Here is a 15884-nt window from a genome sequence, read left to right on the forward strand (position 1 = left end):
GAGGGGCACGAAGGTGAAACCTTCGTGCACACCAAATCAACGCCGCGCGGCGGCCTGACGGGCGAGGGCAGCCACCGCGGCGCGCGCCAGCGTGGCATCGGCGTGGCGGAAGGCGGTGGTCTTGGTCCGCTTCTCGGCCTCCAGCAGCGCCGCCCCGGCGGCCTCCAGGCTGGCGCTGGACCAGAGCCGCAGGGCCCGGTCGAAGGCCGGCTTGTGGCGGAAGAAGACCGGCGGGCGCAGCACATTCGCATCGCCGCCCGCCACCGCAGCCTCATGCAGCCGCTGCACATGGCGCAGCGCCGCGCGCACCACCATCACCGGGTTCGCCCCCTCGGCGAAGGCGGCGTCCAGCGCCGCATCGGCGGCCCGCACATCGCCCGCCGTCGCGGCCATCAGCGCCTCATCGAGGTCGAGGCTCGCCCCCTCGGCCACACAGGCGGCGGCGGCTTCCTCATCCACCCGCCCGCCGGCACCGACATAGAGCGCCAGCACCTCCACCGCGCGACGCAGCAGCATGCGGTCCTCGCCGAGCCGGGCGGCGAGGAAATCCAGCGCCGGCCCATCCGCCTGCACGCCCTGCTCGCGCAGCAGCCGCCCGATGGTGCCCGCCAGCTCCTCGCCCCGCTCGCGCCAGCAGGCGATGGTCGCGACCTCGGGCGCCGCCTCGGCCAGGGCGCGCAGCTTGCCCCGGGCGGTCAGCTCCCCGGCTTCGAGGATGATCAGCGCCTCTCCCGGCGTGGCCAGGGCTTCCTTGAGCGCGGTGGCGTGGCTGTCGGTGGCGTCGCGCAGCCGTACCACGCGGCGGCCGCCGGTCAGCGCCAGGGCGGCGGCCTCGCCGGCCAGGGCGCCGGGGCGGGCGGCTTCCTCCCGGCTCAGCTCAGCCAGGCGGAAGGGGTCGTCCATGGCGCCGCCCAGCACGGCGCGCAGCAGCGCCTCGGCCCGCTCGCGCACAAGCCCGGCATCCTCGCCGAACAGCAGCACGGCGCGGGTCGGGCCGGGATCGGCCAGGAAGGCCTGGATGCGCCGCGGCTCGAGCTTCACGCGGGGTTGGACATCTGCCGGCGCAGCGCGAGGGCGACGCGCGTCACCACCTCCTGCGCCAGCGCATCCGCGAGCCGGCGCTCCGCGGTCTCGCGCGAAGAATCGGCGGCGAAATACTGGTTGGTCGGCACGTTGGAGGCATCGAGGCTGCGCTCGAAGCCGCTGGCGACCACCGTCTCGGGCGGGCCGATCCGCACCAGCGCCCAGCGCGCCGTGGCGATGGAGCGCACGCGGGTGGCGGTGCCTTCGCGGTCGATGCCCACCGCTTCGCCCAGCAGGCTGGGCTCGACGCGCAGCTGGTGCCGCGGCGCGCGGGGCGTGGCGCCGATGGTCAGGCGCTGCTGCAGGTTGCGGCGCAGCAGCTGGCCGAAGCGCTCGGGGATCAGCGCCACCTGCACGGCGGCGAGTTCATCGGCGAGGTCGGGCTCCACCCCGCCGGCGCGGTTCACGCCATTGACCGGGCGGAAGCCGCAGCCGCCGAGCAGCAGCAGGCCCGCGCCCAGCAACGCGCGACGCTCAAATGACGAAATTGACCACCCGCCCCGGGACATGGATCCGCTTCCTGATCGGCTTGCCGCCCAGCGCACGCTGCACGTTCTCCTCGGCCTCGGCCAGGGCGAAGATGGTCTCCTCGCTCGCGCCGACCGCGACCTCGATGGTGCCGCGCAGCTTGCCCAGCACCTGCACGGCGAGTTTCACCGTCTCGGCGACCAGCAGGGCCGGGTCGGCCTCGGGCCAGGGCATCTGGGCGACCAGCAGGTCATGGCCGGGGCGGAGCAGCGCGAAGATCTCCTCCGCCAGATGCGGCATCATCGGCGCGAAGAGCCGCGCGGCGATCTCCAGCGCTTCGCGCCGCGCGGCACCCATGCCGGGCTCGCCGGCGGCGGCCTCGGCCTCGCCGATCGCATTGGCGAATTCATGGATGCGCGCGACGGCGACGTTGAAGGCGAAGCCCTCCAGCGCCTCGGTCACGGCGGCGATGGTGCGGTGCGTCGCCTGGCGGAGTTTCTTCGCGGCCGGGGCCAAGTCGCCGAAGGCGGCTTCGGGCGGCGGCAGGGCGGGGGCGGCGGTCGCGGCCAGGCGATAGAGCCGCTGGGTGAAGCGGAAGGCGCCGGCCACGCCGGATTCCGTCCACTCCATGTCGCGCTCGGGCGGGTTGTCGGAAAGGATGAACCAGCGCGCCGTATCCGCCCCGTATTTCGCGATGATCGCGCCGGGATCGACGGTGTTGCGCTTCGACTTCGACATCGCCTCGATGCGCCCGATGGTCACGGGCTCGTCGCTGTCCTTCACATGGGCGATGCGTGTCCCGTCCGCGGCGGTGCCGAACACCACCTCCTCCGGGTAGAGCCAGCGGCCATCGGCCCCCTTGTAGCTCTCATGCTGGACCATGCCCTGGGTGAAGAGCCCGGCGAAGGGCTCCGCCAGGGCAAGGTGCCCGGTCTCGCGCATCGCGCGAGTGAAGAAGCGGCTGTAGAGCAGGTGCAGGATCGCGTGCTCGATGCCGCCGATATACTGATCCACCGGCAGCCAGCCATCCACCGCCGCGCGGGTCACGGGCTCGGCCGCGCCGGGCGAGCAGAACCGCGCGAAATACCAGGAGGAATCGACGAAGGTGTCGCAGGTGTCGGTCTCGCGCCGCGCCGGCTTGCCGCAGGACGGGCAGGCCACATGCTTCCAGGTCGGGTGGTGGTCGAGCGGATTGCCGGGGCGGGAGAAATCCACATCCTTCGGCAGCTCCACCGGCAATTGGTCGGCCGGCACCGGCACGGCGCCGCAATCGTCGCAATGGATCACCGGGATCGGGCAGCCCCAGTAGCGCTGGCGCGAGACGCCCCAGTCGCGCAGGCGCCAATTCACCACGCCGGTGCCGGTGCCGATCCCCTCCAGCCGGTCGATCACCGCGCGCTTGGCGGCGGGCACGGCGAGGCCGTTGAGGAAATCCGAGTTGAAGATCGTGCCATCCTCGACGAAGGCGACATCGCCCACGGCGAAGCTGTTGGCGTCGGCGCCGGGCGGCAGCACGACGGGCGTGACCTCGAGGGCGTATTTCCGCGCGAAATCGAGGTCGCGCTGGTCATGCGCCGGGCAGCCGAAGATCGCCCCCGTGCCATATTCCATCAGCACGAAATTGGCGATCCAGACCGGGTAGGTCTTGCCGTTGAAGGGATGCTTCACGCGCAGGCCGGTGTCGAAGCCCTTCTTCTCGCCCTGCTCGATGGCGACCTCGGAGGTGCCCATGCTGCGGCATTCGGCGATGAAGGCCGCTGCCGCCGGGTTGCGCGCGGCCGCGGCAGCGGCCAGCGGATGCTCGGCGGCGACCGCCAGGAAGCTCATGCCGAACAGCGTATCGGGCCGGGTCGTGAAGACCTCGGCTTCCTCGATGCCATCCACCGGCTGATCGAGCTGGAAGCGCACCCGCGCGCCCTCGCTGCGGCCGATCCAGTTGGCCTGCATCAGCTTCACGCGCTCGGGCCAGCGATCCAGCGTGTTCAGCGCCTCCAGCAGATCGGGCGCGAATTTCGTGATGGCGAAGAACCACTGGCTGAGCTTCTTCTTCTCGACCAGCGCGCCGGAGCGCCAGCCGCGCCCGTCGATCACCTGCTCATTGGCCAGCACGGTGCCGTCCACGGGATCCCAGTTCACCCAGGATTCCTTGCGCTCGACCAGCCCGGCCTTCCAGAAATCCAGGAACAGCGCCTGCTGCTTGCCGTAATAGCCGACATCGCAGGTGGCGAATTCGCGCGACCAATCCAGGCCGAGCCCCATGCGCTTCAACTCGGCGCGCATGTTGGCGATGTTGGCATAGGTCCATTCCCCGGGATGGATGCCGCGCTCGCGCGCCGCGTTCTCCGCCGGCAGGCCGAAGGCGTCCCAGCCCATCGGGTGCATCACCAGATGGCCATTGGCGCGCTTGTAGCGGGAGACGACGTCGCCCAGCGTGTAGTTGCGCACATGCCCCATATGGATCTTGCCCGAGGGGTAGGGAAACATCTCGAGCACGTAGTATTTCTTCGCCCCCGGGGGCGGCACGTCGGGCGCGTCGAAGCAGCCGCGTTCCTGCCAGGCCGCCTGCCAGCGGGGCTCGGCGGCGGCGAAGTCATGCCGCAAGGGCGCGGCGGGGGCGGTATCGGTCATGATGATGCACTGCGTGGCCTGATTGAGCCCCCACGCATAAGGCCCGCAGGCCCGGCTGCAAAGAGCAGATGGCTACCTTGTGGCGGTCGTCGCCTGGGCCCGCAATTCGCGGGCGCGGGTCAGCACCTGGTCTTCCATCTCGGCATTGGTGCTGGCGCTGACCGGGACATCGACCCAGTTGTTGCCGCGCAGCTCCTGCCGGAAGAGGGCCACGCGCACGCCATCCGAGCGCAGCTGGCGGCCCAGGATATAGGCGGTGGCGCGGAAGCGCTCGCCGGTGGCGCCGGGCGGCGTGTACCAATCCGTGATCACGACGCCGCCGAAGGGGTCGGCCGAGGACAGCGGCATGAAGGACAGCGTGTCCAGCGTGGCGCGCCAAAGGAAGGCGTTGACGCCCAGCCCGGCCCCGCCCGCGCCATCGGCGGTGTTGCGGGATTGGGTACGGTCGGTGCCGAACAGCACGATGCCATCGGTGCCGCCCAGGCGGCCGCGCACGCCGTCGCGGCGGCTTCCGCTATTGTATTCGTCCTGACCCGGGACACGGAAATTGTCGCCCATGTTCGAACAGGCGCCGAGCAGGCCGAGGGACAGCCCGGCCACCAGCAGGGCACGCGCGGAAGAGGGGAAAAGTCGCCGGGTCATCTGTTTCCGTCCTGAAGGACCACCCCTGGGGGCGGTCGAGCGGCGCCCGCCGGGGCGGGCCGCCGGCGCCTGTGTAGCGCCATGGAAGGGCGGACGGAAGCGCCCAACAAAAAAGGGGCGGCAGGTTGCCCTGCCGCCCCCCCTTGAGCCCTGATCCGGAAGGATCAGAAGGCCAGGCGCGTGCCCAGGAAGAACACGTCCACATTGCGGTCGCGCAGGGCGGCCGAGATGTTGACGTTCTTGTCCTCGAGCTTGTTGTACGAGCCGAAGATCTCCAGGCCCGGCGCGATCGTGTAGGCGGCGCCGATGCCGAACGCGGTCTGCTCGCGATCCTGCACGCCCGGGCCGTTGTCCTGCGTGGCCACACCGTACCAGCCGCCGAAGGACAGCGCGCCGGTCACGTAGGTCGCACCCAGCACCCAGAGGTCGGAGCCGTCGCGGCCCTGCGCCAGCGGCGCGCGGCCGGCGGAGACGCCGGAGTAGTTGCCCCAGGTGTACTCGCCGCCGACCGTGAAGCCGAAGGCGGAGACGTTCAGGCCCGCCGTGTAGGCGGTGATGTCACGGCCGGAGATGGCCGCGCCAGCAGCGCTCGCGCTCGGCGCATCGGCGCGCATCGCACCGAAGCCGGCGGCGATGCCGACGTTGCCGAACGAACCGCGGTAGCGCAGGGCGCCCGAGAACTCGTTCGACAGGGCGGTGCCGTCACGCTGCAGGTTGTTCAGCGGAACAGCCGGGCTGGCGGCGGTGGTCGAGAAGGTGTCGAACACGCGGCCATAGGTGATGCGCTCGCCTTCGCCGGCGTTCGGCGAGTAGGACACGCCGAAGTCGAAGCCGAAGAACTGCGGCGACAGGTACACGATCTTCGTGCTGTCGTTGCCGTCGTTGATACCCGTCAGGAGCGACGGGCCACCGCCGGTGCGGGCCTGGCTGCCGAGGACGCCGTCATCCCAGTCACCGTCCGAGCCGAGGCCGGTGATCTGCGGGTGACGAACCTGCAGCAGGCTCGCGGCGCTGTCTTCTTCACCGAAGCGGATCGTGCCGAGCGTCGGGCTGGACACGAACACATAGGCTTCGTCGATGTCGACCGCCGTGCCGGCGCCCGAGGCACCGGAGTTGTCGTTCTGGAACTCGATCACGCCACCGTAGGACAGGCCGTTGGCCGCCTTGCCGGTCACGAAGACCTGGACTTCCAGCTCATTGCGGAAATCGGTCTTGTCGCGCGACACGGCGCCCGCACCGGACACGCCCGTCAGGCTGCCAGGGCCGGCGGCCTTGTCGAGGTCGTCGTTCACGTAGTTGAACATCGTCACCATGAAGCCGCCGACGCGGACGGTCGGAGCCGTCTGCGCCTGGGCGGCGGTGGCGCCGAGCAGCGCAGCGCCGACCACAGCGGTCGTGCCAAGCAGAATCTTGCGCATCGTTAAAAACCTCCTCCTGTACCGGGTGGCCCCCGGCATGCGACGACCCGCCTGCCCCCCTCGGCAGGTGGCCGACGAAGGGAATACTCCCTCCGCCGGTCAGGCCTGGGCAGACTATTGGACGGCACCCCGCGATGGGGCAACGGGGCTTTGCCGGGCGACGCGACTTCCTTGAAACACTGTGGCGCCGGAGCAACAGCCTGTTGCAGCAGGTTTCATCGCGCCAAACCGCCGATCGCCGCCAGGCCGGCGACATGCCGGCGCGGCAACCGCCCCGCGCTGGCCGGCCCCACGCCCCCCAGCGCCACCGCCATCTCCGGCCGCAATCCGCGCGCCAGCGCCGCCCAGCGCAGCGGGCCCAGGGCCGGCGCGCCCGGGTGGCTCGCCGTCGGGAAGGCCGGCGAGACGAAGGCGATGTCTGCGCCCAGGCGCCGCGCGCGGGCGACCCCGGCGCGGCCATGCACGGCGAGAGACAGCCGCGCCATCGGCCAGCCCCGCCGCCGCGCCAGCAGGAAGGGCAGCAGGTGGTGGCAGGGCGCGCGGTCGGGCACATGCAGCCCCGCCTGCGCCGCCAGCGCCGCGCGGCCCTCGGCGCCGACCGCCAGGACAAGACGGCGCGCCCGCGCCAGGCGCGTCATCGCCCGCCGAACCAGGGGTGTGGCGCCGCGCAGCAGCACCCCCGCCCCGGCCGGCAGCCGCGCCGCCGCGCCGCGCGGATCGGGCAGGCGCGCGGGGTCGGAGAGCAGCCACAGCCGCGGCAGGCGCCGGCCACGCCAATCGCGCGCCGGCTTGAGCCCTCTGCTCCACCCCTCTAGCGTCCGCGCCATGACCGACAATCCCGAAACCTTCAGCCCCATCGGGGCCAACCTTGCCCGTATCCGGCAGACCATCGCGGAGGCCTGCCAGGCTGCCAAGCGCGACCCGGGCGCGGTGGCGCTGGTGGCCGTCTCCAAGACCCATCCGGTGGAAGCGGTGCAGGCTGCCCTCGCCGCCGGGCAGCGCCTGTTCGGGGAGAACCGGGTGCAGGAGGCCCAGGCCAAGTTCCCGCAGCTTCGCGCGGCCCACCCCGATCTGCGCCTGCACCTGATCGGTGCGCTGCAGACCAACAAGGCGCGCGAGGCAGTGCGCGTCGCCGATGTGATCGAGAGCCTCGATCGGCCCAAGCTCGCCATCGCGCTGGCCGAGGCGATGGCGAAGGAGGGCCGCCGCCCGCGGCTGCTGGTGCAGGTGAATATCGGCGAGGAGCCCCAGAAGGCCGGCATCGCCCCGGCCGGCCTGCCGGATTTCCTGCGTTTCTGCCGCGACGAGCAGGGGCTGGAGATCGACGGGCTGATGTGCATCCCCCCGGCGGAGGGCGATCCCGCGCCGCATTTTTCCGCCCTGGCCGCCATGGCGGCTGCGCATGGGCTGCGCACCCTCTCGATGGGCATGAGCGGCGACTACGCCCAGGCCATCGCGGCGGGGGCCACGCATGTGCGGATCGGCAGCGCGATTTTCGGCAGCCGTCCGATGACCGCAGGGCCGCTTGGCCCGAAGGTCTGAATCGGCCGGCCCGGATCTCCCGCCCTCCCGCTTGACGCCAAGGCCGGCACCCCACAAGCAGTGATCACCTGATCAGAGCGAACGAGCCATGACCCGCGTCTTCTCCGGCATCCAGCCCTCCGGCGTGCCTACCCTCGGCAACTACCTCGGCGCCATCCGCAACTGGGTGCCGATGCAGGACACGCATGAGACGATCTTCTGCGTCGTGGACCTGCACGCCATCACCGTCTGGCAGGATCCGAAGGAGCTGGCGCGCCAGACGCGCGAGATGGCCGCGGCGCTGATCGCCTGCGGGCTCGACCCCAAGCGCTGCACGCTGTTCATCCAGTCGCATGTCCATGCCCATGCGCGGCTGGCCTGGATCTTCAACTGCGTGGCAAGGCTGGGCTGGCTGAACCGGATGACCCAGTTCAAGGACAAGGCCGGCAAGGACCGCGAGGCGGCGAGCACCGGGCTCTACGTCTACCCGAACCTGATGGCGGCCGACATCCTGACCTACCACGCCACCAAGGTGCCGGTGGGCGACGACCAGCGCCAGCATCTGGAACTGGCGAACGACATCGCCCAGAAGTTCAACCATGATTTCGGCGTCGATTTCTTCCCCACCATCGAGCCGCTGATCCAGGGCGTGGCCGCGCGCGTGATGAGCCTGCGCGACGGGACGAAGAAGATGAGCAAGTCCGATCCCTCGGACCAGTCGCGCATCAACCTCACCGACGACCACGACACGATCGCGCTGAAGATCCGCCGCGCCAAGACGGATGCCGAGCCGCTGCCCGAGCATGAGAGCGGCCTGGAAGGCCGGCCCGAGGCGCGCAATCTGGTGGGCATCCTGGCCGCGATCACCGGCACGCTGCCGGAGAACGTGCTGCGCGCCCATGCCGGCAAGGGCTTCGGCGCCTTCAAGGAGGTGCTGACCGAGGCGCTGGTCGCGCATCTCGACCCGATCCGGACGGAGATGGCGCGGCTGCTCGATGATCCGGCGGCGCTGGACGCGCAGCTTCGCCTTGGCGCGGATCGCGCGGATGCGGTGGCGACGCCGATCTGCGAAAGGGCGGAGGAGATTGTGGGGTTCCTGCGGCGGCGGTGAGGGGGCGCTGCCCCCTCACACTCCCCTGCCAAGGGGCAGTGGCCCCCTGCGCCCGCCCTTACCGAACCCAGCGTCGCGTCGACAGCCATGGCGTCTGGCCCAGCCATGGCTCGGTCTGCTACCTGCAGATCGATCCCGGCGAACCCGAGCATCGCCCGCAATTCGCCGATCAACTCGATCCCGGCCGGGCCGCCATCTGGCGAGGGGGGCACCACGATCCGATCGATCAATGCACGGGCCGCATCCAGCACCTCGAACGAGGATCCTGCCGCAAGCGCTCGGTTCCAGGATGCGCTCGGCCGTTTAGTCGTCGAACCCCAACCACGTAACGCTGCACCGGAGACCGCCTTTACCGAGTGCGAGTTCTTCCGCGCGACCAGTTCAAGCCGCCGCCGGATCGAAAACAGGCACCAAGCCCTGCCCTGCGCTCCCGCGGAAGCCGATGCCGTAGATGCGGGCCAGCGCCGCCGGCGCGAGCGCGTCGGCCGGCGGCCCACAGGCCAGCAACCGGCCCGCCGCCAGCACCGCCACCTCGTCGGCGACATGAGCGGCCTCGTTCAGGTCGTGCAGCACCACCAGCACCGCCCGCCCCGCGCCCGCCTGCGCCCGCAGCAGCCGCAGTACAAGGCCGGCATGGCGCACATCCAGGCTGGCCGTCGGTTCATCGAGCAGCAGCGCGGCCGGGCCCTCCGCGCCCTCCAACTGCGCCAGCGCGCGGGCGAGGTGCACGCGCTGGCGCTCACCGCCTGAGAGCGTGGCATGGGCCTGCCCGGCGAGATGCGCGACCTCCGCCTGCGCCATGGCGCGCGCGACGGCGGCGCGGTCCCGCGCGGCCTCGGGCGTGCCGTGCCAGGGCAGCCGGCCGAGGCCGACCACCTCGGCCACCGACATCGGGAAGGCGAGGCCGCTCGACTGGCGCATCACCGCCCGGCGCCGTGCCAGCGCCAGCGGCGATACGGCCGCGAGTGCCTGTCCCGCCAGGGTCACGGTGCCGGAATCGGGCGCGCATTCCCCGCCCAGCACGCGCAGCAGGCTCGACTTGCCAGCCCCGTTCGGGCCGACCAGGGCCGTGACGCTGCCCGGCCGCAGCGCCAGCGACACGCCCTGCAGCAGCACCCGTCGCCCGGTGCGCAGCGTCACATCCCGCGCCGCGATCACGCCCCGGCCTCCGCGGCGCGTCGGCGCAGCAGCCACAAGAAGAAGGGCGCGCCGAGCAGCGCGGTGACGACGCCGACGGGCAACTCGGCCGGCGCCGCGAGGCTGCGCGCCAGCAGATCCGCCAGCACCAGCAGCGCCGCCCCCAGCAGGGCCGCGCCCGGCAGCACACGTCGGTGGTCCGCCCCCACGGCCAGGCGCACCAGATGCGGCACGACGAGGCCGACGAAGCCGATCAGCCCGGTGAAGGCCACCCCGGCCGCCACCGCGATCGCCGCGAGCACCAGCGCCACGCGCTTCACCGCCTCGATCCGCGTGCCGAGGTGGAAGGCCTCCGTCTCGCCCAGCAGCAGCGCATTCAGCGGCCGCGCCAGCAGGCAGAGCAGCAGCGCCGGCAGGCCGCAGAGCAGCGCCACCACGGGGATCTGCGGCCAGCGCGCACCGGCCAGGCTGCCCAGCGTCCAGAAGGTGATGTCGCGCACCTGCCGATCATCGGCGAGGAAGATCAACACGCCGGTGAGCGCGCCGGCCAGGGCGTTCACCGCCACCCCCGCCAGCAACAGCGTCGCGACAGCGGCCACGCCGCCCACGGTGCCCAGCCGCGCCATCAGCATGCTGGCCCCCAGCCCGCCCACGAAGGCCGCCAAGGGCAACAGCCACAGGCCGAGCAGTCCCGCCGCCGCGCCGAACAGGCTGCCGCCCAGCACGATCGCCCCCACCGCCGCCAGCGCCGCGCCGGCCGAGACGCCGATCAGCCCCGGATCGGCCAGCGGGTTGCGGAACAGCCCCTGCATCGCCGCCCCCGCCACGCCGAGCCCGGCGCCGACCAGCGCCGCCAGCAGCACGCGCGGCGCGCGCACCACGCCCAGGATGGCCGCGTCCCGCGCATGCTCCAGCGGCAGCGGCGCGAGACCAAGCCAGGCGGCGAGGCTCGCCCCCAGCCCGGCCGGGCTCACCCGCGCCGGGCCGAGCAGCAGACCGGCGAGCAGCACGGCCACCAGCCCCAGCCCGAGCAGCGGCAGGAAGGCCGGCCGCCAGTCCCGCCCGGCGCGCAGCGCGAGGCTCGCGCTCATGTCCAGGCCCGCGGCGGCAGCCGGGGCAACGCCGCCGCCGGGTGCAGCAGGGCGGCCAGGTCGCGCCGCGCATGCGCCGCGCGCGGTCCGAAGCCGAGCATATAGGCGCCATCCAGCGCCACCACGCGGCCCGAAGCGGCGGCCGGCGTGACGGCCAGGGCGGGGAGGCGCAGCGCGGCCGCCACCCCGCCGCCCTCGGCCAAGGCGTGGTCCATCAGGATGATCGCCTCGGGCGCGAGGCTGGCCGCCGCCTCGGCTGAGAGCGGGCGATAGCCGGTGAAGCCGCGCATCACATTCACCGCCCCCGCGGCCTCGAGCATCGCCGCCGCCTGGGTGCCTTCGCCCGAGACCAGGGGCGCGCCGCGCGCGAAGGACAGCACGAACAGGGCGCGCACCGGGCGCAGCGCCGCGATGGGCGCATCGAGCGCCTGCCAATCGGCAGCGACCGCGGCGGCAAGCGCGCTGCCGTCGAGGTCGAGGGCGGCGGCCACCGCGCCGATCTTGCGCGCCACACCGGCCGCACCCGGTTGCTCGGGCACCATGCGGATCGACGCGCCGGCGGCGCGCAGCACGGCCAGCGCCTGGGGCGGCCCGGCCTCCTCCGAGAGCAGCAGCAGGTCGGCACCGAGGCCGAGCAGCCCTTCCGGCGGCAGGGCGCGCAGATAGCCGATGCGCGGCAGGGCGGCGAGGGCGGCGGGGAAGCGGCTGGTGCTGTCAACGGCGACGATCCGCTCACCCGCACCCAGGGCGCAGACCGTCTCCGTCACCGCGCTGCCGGCGACAACGAGGCGACGGAGCGTGTCGCTCCGCGCGCGGAAGGCACCCAGCCCGACCGTCGTGCCGATCGCGGCGGGCAGCAGCCAGCGGCGGGGGATCATGCGGCACCTGCCAGGGCGTGGCGCGCCGTGACATCGGCCACCAGGGCGCGCCAATCCGGGCGCTCTGCCTGGCCCGGCTTGCGCGCGCCGAAGAGCAGCGCCACCACCTCCCCGACCGCGTCGAGCAACTCGATGGAGGTCACCGCGCCATCCTCGGTCGGCTTGACGACGCGCCAGGCGGCGGCCACGCCGGCCTCGCGCAGATGCAGGTTGAAGTCGGGGTCGAGCACGTTACACCAGCCCTGGATCGGCTGCACGCGGCGCACCGGGCCGGTGTGGATCTGGATCGCGGCGCGGTTGCCCACGAAGACCATGATCGGCACCTGCCCTGCCGCGGCGAGTTCCAGCGTCCCGGCCGCCGCCTGCGGGGCGAGCGGCAGGGCGAGGTCCTCGCCCGCGAGGCGGAAGGCCTGGCGGCGCGTCGCGCGGTGCTGGCGCAGCATGGGGAAGAAATCATGCGTGTCGCGCAGGCCGAGCCAGGCCTGGCGCAGCGCGGTGGCATCCACATCGCGCTCGGCCTCGCTGGTCGGCGATGGCGGGGCTTCGGGCGGGGCGGGCGCGGCGTCCAAAGCAAGGTCGCGCAGCATCGCCGCCCAGGCGTCGCGGTCGGTCTCGCCGGTCGCATAGACCTTGTGGGCGGCGATGCCGTCACGGTCGAAGACCTGGATCGAGGGGCGCTCCCCGCCCAGCGCATAGGCATGCGCCCAACGGCCGGGGAAGAGCCGCAGGTCGATGTCCGGGCCGAGGACGAGAATATGCCCGGGGCCGGCCGAGACCTGTTCATAGCGGCCATGGCGCTCATGCACGGCGTGGTCGTTGCGGGTCAGCGCCATGACGCGGCCGGCGCGCGGCAGGGCGCCGATCAGGCCGGCCCAGTCGGGGCGCAGCGGCGTGGCGGGGCCGGTGGCGCCGCAGGCGACCAGCGCCGCCTCGGTCACGCCGAGCCGCTCGGCGGCGTCGCGGGCGCGCAGCCGGCCTTGGGTGGCGCAGAGTGTGTCGTAGCGTTCGTGCAGGGCGTTCATCGGGGAAGCTCCTTCAGTTCAGGCGGAAATGGACGGGGGTTTCGACCCAGGATTCGACGCGGGTGCCGGCGATGGCGGCCGGTTCGAAGGCCCAGCGCCGCACGGCGGCCAGCGCGGCGGCGTCGAGCAGCGGATGGCCGGAGCTGCGCCAGACGCGCAGCTCCTCGGTGCTGCCGTCCCGCCCGACACGGACGCGGACCAGCACCGTGCCGGTCAGGCCGAGCTCGATGGCGCGGGGCGGGTAGGCGGGCGGGGCGGGCGGGCTGCGGTAGCGCGGCGCGGTGACCAGGATCGGCCCCGCCGGCACCTCGGCCGCGGGCGTGGGGGCCGCCGCCGATGGGCCGGCTGCCGCACCCTCGCCCCCGCTGGCGCCCCCGCTGGCGCCCGGGCCGGCGCGAACGGTCCGGGTCGCCGCAACACGGCGCGGCGCGGGGGGCGGCTGCGGCCGGGGTGAGGGCGCGACCTGGGGCGGTGGCGCCGGGAGAGGCTCGGCAGGCGCAGGATCCGGCGCCGCCTCGGGCAATGCCGGCGGATCGGGCAGCGGTGCCGGCTCGGGCTCGGCCAGGACCGGGGCGGGCGCGGCGAGCGGCTGCGGCTCGGGCTCCGCCGCCGCTTCCTCGCCCCGCTCCTCCGAGACGGCCGGGGCGAGGCTCGCCCAGACCACGGCGACGCCGGCCGGCGCGCTGGCGCGCAGCGGGGGCGGGGGCGCCGCCAGGAAGGGCAGCACCGCCGCCCCCGCCAGCGCGCCATGCAGCGCCAGCGACGCCCCCAGCGAGGGGCGCCACTCCCACCGCGCCGCGAGGTTCGCCGCGCGGCGCATCAGAAGCTGATGCGCAGGCTGCCGCGCACATTGCGGCCCGTCTCGTAGAAGGCCGGCGCGGGATCGCTGTTCCAGCTCGCGCGGCGATAGGTGGTGTCGAAGACGTTGTCGATGCCCACGCCGATCCGCAGATTCGGCGCGGCGGTCGGCGTCCAGCTCGCGAAGAGATCGAGCAGCCCGTAGCCCGAAGTGCTCTGCGCCACGCCAGGGATGTTCGGCGCGCGGTCCTGCTCGGCCGCCACCGTCACCCGCCCGCCGACCGTCACGCCCTGGTCGAGGAAGCGGTAGCCGGCATTGAGGTTGGCGCGATGCGCGGGGATGGAGGCCAGCGGCTGGTTGGTCTCGCGGTTGTCGCCCTCGAGTGCCGCCAGGCCCAGGCCGAGCCACCAGCTGCCGGCATCGTATTGCGCCTCGGCCTCCACGCCCTCGATGCGCGCGGCTCCGATGTTGCGGCTGACAGTGGTGGTGGGGAACACCGTCTGCTCGATGAAGTCGTCGATGTCGTTGCGGAAGGCGCTGACGCGCAGCCGCAGCCGGTCGCCGCCGCGCAGCACGTCGGCGAAGCGGAGGTTGACGCCGACCTCCTTGTTGCGCGCGACCTCGGGCCGGAGGTTCGGGTTGGGCACGAAGCGATTGCCCGGGAAGTGCTGCCCACCGACATAAAGCTCGGTGAGCGAAGGCGCGCGGAAGCCCTCGGTGTAGGCGATGTAGGGCTGCAGCCAGGGCAGCATTTGCCAGGCCAGCGAGACGCGCGGCGAGACGCGGTCCGTCTGCACGTCGTTGCGCCCATCGGGGCTTTCCTGGTCGAAGCTGTCGAAGCGCAGCCCGGGCGTCAGCGTGAAGGCGCCGAGCGCGATCTCATCCTGCACGAAGAGACCCAGCACCTGCTGCTGCGCGGTGGGGAATTGCGCGCGGGCGAGGCCGTTGGAGGAGCCCTCCTGCTCATCCTGGTAAAGCTCCGTGCCGAAGACGAGCGTGTGGCCGAGCGGGCCGGTGGTGAAGCGCGCGGTGTTCTGCGCGTCGATGCCGATGGTTGTCAGCTCGGTCAGGTCGCGCGCGCGCGTGCCGGTCAGGCGCTGTTCCTCGATCGAGACATGGTTGCGATAGACAACGACCTGCGGTTCCAGCAAGGGCTGTGCCGGGTTCGCGTAGTTCCAGCGGAAGGTCAGCGTCTCCTGCACCGTCTCGCGGTCGGTGGGGCTGGTGGTGGTGGCGGTGTTGGCGGCGATGGGGATCTGGTGATTGTCCTGGAAGCGCATCGCCGAGAGCTCGAAGCGATGGAATCCCGGGCTCCAGCCGATCTTGCCGAAGAGCGAGCCGGCCTCGTCGCCGCTATAGGGGATGGTGGTGCCGCGCCCATCGGTGAAGTTGCCGTTGGTGAAGCCGCTGACGGCGCCGAGGATGTCGAACTCGCCTTCGCGCGCGCCGAGGGCCATGTTGCCGCGCCAGCCGCTGCCCTGGCTCTGCCAGCCGCCGCCGATCACGCCGCCGAAGCGCGCCCCGGGCTGGAGGATGTCGTCGGCCGTGATGGTGCGCAGCGCCACCACGCCACCCAGCGCGCCCGAGCCGTAGAGCGTGCTGCCCGGCCCGCGCAGCACCTCGACCGAGCGCAGCAATTCGGGATCGATGAAGGTGCGCCCGCGATGGCCGGCGTTGAAGTTGTTCCTTGCGCCATCGAGGCGCAGCACGATCCGGTCCTCACCCAGGCCGCGGATCACCGGCTGCAGCGCGCTGCTGCGCGGCACGCCCGAGCCCTCGACGCCGGGGATGTCGCGGATCAGGTCCACGACCGAGCGCGCGTCGCGGCGCTCGATCTCCTCGCGGTTCACGACGGTGACGGGGGTGGCGGTGTCGCCGGCCACGGCACGGGCGCGCGTCGCGGTGGTGGTCACGGCGTCGAGCGGCGTGACGGCGGCGGCTTCGGCCTGGGGAGTAGCGGGTTGCTGGGCGTTGGCCGGGTTCTGTGCAGGCACGGCGGCGAGGCTGGCAAGCAAAGCCAGCGGAAGATGGCGCGAATCCATGGGCGTTCCGATTCATGTCGGTGCTTGGCTGGCTCGCGAGGGGG

At 72.7% G+C, this 15884-nt stretch carries 13 protein-coding genes and 1 pseudogene; 2 read left to right on the forward strand and 12 right to left on the reverse strand.

All coding sequences use genetic code 11. From position 1 onward, the window contains the following. Positions 1-36: 36 nt before the first annotated feature. The 6 genes from holA to AC2D9U_RS07730 all read right to left on the reverse strand — a co-directional run bounded on the left by holA (position 37) and on the right by AC2D9U_RS07730 (position 7066). Positions 37-1041: a DNA polymerase III subunit delta gene (gene holA, locus AC2D9U_RS07705; RefSeq protein ID WP_484747853.1), complete on the reverse strand. Its 1005-nt coding sequence runs from the start codon at positions 1039-1041 to the stop codon at positions 37-39. Then, entirely contained in the window at positions 1038-1547 is a 510-nt protein-coding gene (gene lptE, locus AC2D9U_RS07710) for an LPS assembly lipoprotein LptE (RefSeq protein WP_484747855.1), read from the reverse strand. Before lptE ends, holA begins: the two co-directional genes overlap by 4 nt. Positions 1548-1557: 10 nt before the next feature. After that, positions 1558-4179 carry a leucine--tRNA ligase gene (leuS, locus tag AC2D9U_RS07715; protein ID WP_484747857.1) on the reverse strand — a complete coding sequence of 874 codons (2622 nt, stop codon included), beginning with the start codon at positions 4177-4179 and terminating at the stop codon, positions 1558-1560. A 72-nt stretch (positions 4180-4251) separates the two neighbouring features. Next, positions 4252-4821 carry a DUF3576 domain-containing protein gene (locus tag AC2D9U_RS07720; protein ID WP_484747859.1) on the reverse strand — a complete coding sequence of 190 codons (570 nt, stop codon included), beginning with the start codon at positions 4819-4821 and terminating at the stop codon, positions 4252-4254. Between the two features lie 164 nt (positions 4822-4985). Next, positions 4986-6239 carry a porin gene (locus AC2D9U_RS07725; RefSeq protein WP_484747861.1) on the reverse strand — a complete coding sequence of 418 codons (1254 nt, stop codon included), beginning with the start codon at positions 6237-6239 and terminating at the stop codon, positions 4986-4988. Positions 6240-6454: 215 nt separating this feature from the next. Beyond that, on the reverse strand, positions 6455-7066 hold the full coding sequence (locus AC2D9U_RS07730) for a thiamine phosphate synthase (protein ID WP_484747863.1): 612 nt from the start codon (positions 7064-7066) through the stop codon (positions 6455-6457). On the opposite strand from AC2D9U_RS07730, the gene AC2D9U_RS07735 reads away from it, so the two are divergent. Continuing rightward, positions 7065-7781, forward strand: a complete 717-nt coding sequence (locus tag AC2D9U_RS07735; protein ID WP_484747866.1) for a YggS family pyridoxal phosphate-dependent enzyme — start codon at positions 7065-7067, stop codon at positions 7779-7781. The genes AC2D9U_RS07730 and AC2D9U_RS07735 overlap by 2 nt on opposite strands. An 88-nt stretch (positions 7782-7869) precedes the next feature. Beyond that, the gene (trpS, locus tag AC2D9U_RS07740) at positions 7870-8871 is read left to right on the forward strand and encodes a tryptophan--tRNA ligase (protein ID WP_484747867.1); all 1002 of its coding nucleotides are present in this window, start codon (positions 7870-7872) and stop codon (positions 8869-8871) included. A 381-nt stretch (positions 8872-9252) separates the two neighbouring features. On the opposite strand, the pseudogene AC2D9U_RS07745 reads toward trpS, so the two are convergent. From AC2D9U_RS07745 to AC2D9U_RS07770, 6 genes and pseudogenes are all read right to left on the reverse strand, one after another. After that, a pseudogene (locus AC2D9U_RS07745) lies at positions 9253-9969 on the reverse strand (heme ABC transporter ATP-binding protein); the annotation flags it as partial. Between the two features lie 56 nt (positions 9970-10025). Beyond that, positions 10026-11099, reverse strand: a complete 1074-nt coding sequence (locus tag AC2D9U_RS07750) for a FecCD family ABC transporter permease (protein WP_484747869.1) — start codon at positions 11097-11099, stop codon at positions 10026-10028. After that, positions 11096-11977 (reverse strand): heme/hemin ABC transporter substrate-binding protein, encoded by an 882-nt coding sequence (locus tag AC2D9U_RS07755; RefSeq protein WP_484747873.1) that lies wholly within the window; start codon positions 11975-11977, stop codon positions 11096-11098. The genes AC2D9U_RS07750 and AC2D9U_RS07755 overlap by 4 nt, the downstream gene beginning before the upstream one ends. Beyond that, positions 11974-12999, reverse strand: a complete 1026-nt coding sequence (locus tag AC2D9U_RS07760; RefSeq protein WP_484747875.1) for a hemin-degrading factor — start codon at positions 12997-12999, stop codon at positions 11974-11976. The genes AC2D9U_RS07755 and AC2D9U_RS07760 overlap by 4 nt, the downstream gene beginning before the upstream one ends. A 13-nt stretch (positions 13000-13012) precedes the next feature. Further along, positions 13013-13819 (reverse strand): energy transducer TonB, encoded by an 807-nt coding sequence (locus AC2D9U_RS07765; protein ID WP_484747877.1) that lies wholly within the window; start codon positions 13817-13819, stop codon positions 13013-13015. Continuing rightward, positions 13819-15840, reverse strand: coding sequence for a TonB-dependent hemoglobin/transferrin/lactoferrin family receptor (locus AC2D9U_RS07770; RefSeq protein ID WP_484747879.1), 2022 nt, complete (start codon positions 15838-15840; stop codon positions 13819-13821). Before AC2D9U_RS07770 ends, AC2D9U_RS07765 begins: the two co-directional genes overlap by 1 nt. Positions 15841-15884: the final 44 nt, after the last annotated feature.

This window comes from Roseomonas sp. TF40, from assembly GCF_057219975.1.

What these genes read in the sequence shown, in the direction of transcription:
- AC2D9U_RS07755 (WP_484747873.1), bottom strand. Translation starts at nt 11,977, where the DNA reads ATGATCCCCCGCCGCTGGCTGCTGCCCGCCGCGATCGGCACGACGGTC.
- AC2D9U_RS07760 (WP_484747875.1), bottom strand. Translation starts at nt 12,999, where the DNA reads ATGAACGCCCTGCACGAACGCTACGACACACTCTGCGCCACCCAAGGC.
- leuS (WP_484747857.1), bottom strand. Translation starts at nt 4,179, where the DNA reads ATGACCGATACCGCCCCCGCCGCGCCCTTGCGGCATGACTTCGCCGCC.
- AC2D9U_RS07770 (WP_484747879.1), bottom strand. Translation starts at nt 15,840, where the DNA reads ATGGATTCGCGCCATCTTCCGCTGGCTTTGCTTGCCAGCCTCGCCGCC.
- AC2D9U_RS07765 (WP_484747877.1), bottom strand. Translation starts at nt 13,819, where the DNA reads ATGCGCCGCGCGGCGAACCTCGCGGCGCGGTGGGAGTGGCGCCCCTCG.
- AC2D9U_RS07730 (WP_484747863.1), bottom strand. Translation starts at nt 7,066, where the DNA reads ATGGCGCGGACGCTAGAGGGGTGGAGCAGAGGGCTCAAGCCGGCGCGC.
- AC2D9U_RS07725 (WP_484747861.1), bottom strand. Translation starts at nt 6,239, where the DNA reads ATGCGCAAGATTCTGCTTGGCACGACCGCTGTGGTCGGCGCTGCGCTG.
- AC2D9U_RS07735 (WP_484747866.1), top strand. Translation starts at nt 7,065, where the DNA reads ATGACCGACAATCCCGAAACCTTCAGCCCCATCGGGGCCAACCTTGCC.
- AC2D9U_RS07720 (WP_484747859.1), bottom strand. Translation starts at nt 4,821, where the DNA reads ATGACCCGGCGACTTTTCCCCTCTTCCGCGCGTGCCCTGCTGGTGGCC.
- AC2D9U_RS07750 (WP_484747869.1), bottom strand. Translation starts at nt 11,099, where the DNA reads ATGAGCGCGAGCCTCGCGCTGCGCGCCGGGCGGGACTGGCGGCCGGCC.
- trpS (WP_484747867.1), top strand. Translation starts at nt 7,870, where the DNA reads ATGACCCGCGTCTTCTCCGGCATCCAGCCCTCCGGCGTGCCTACCCTC.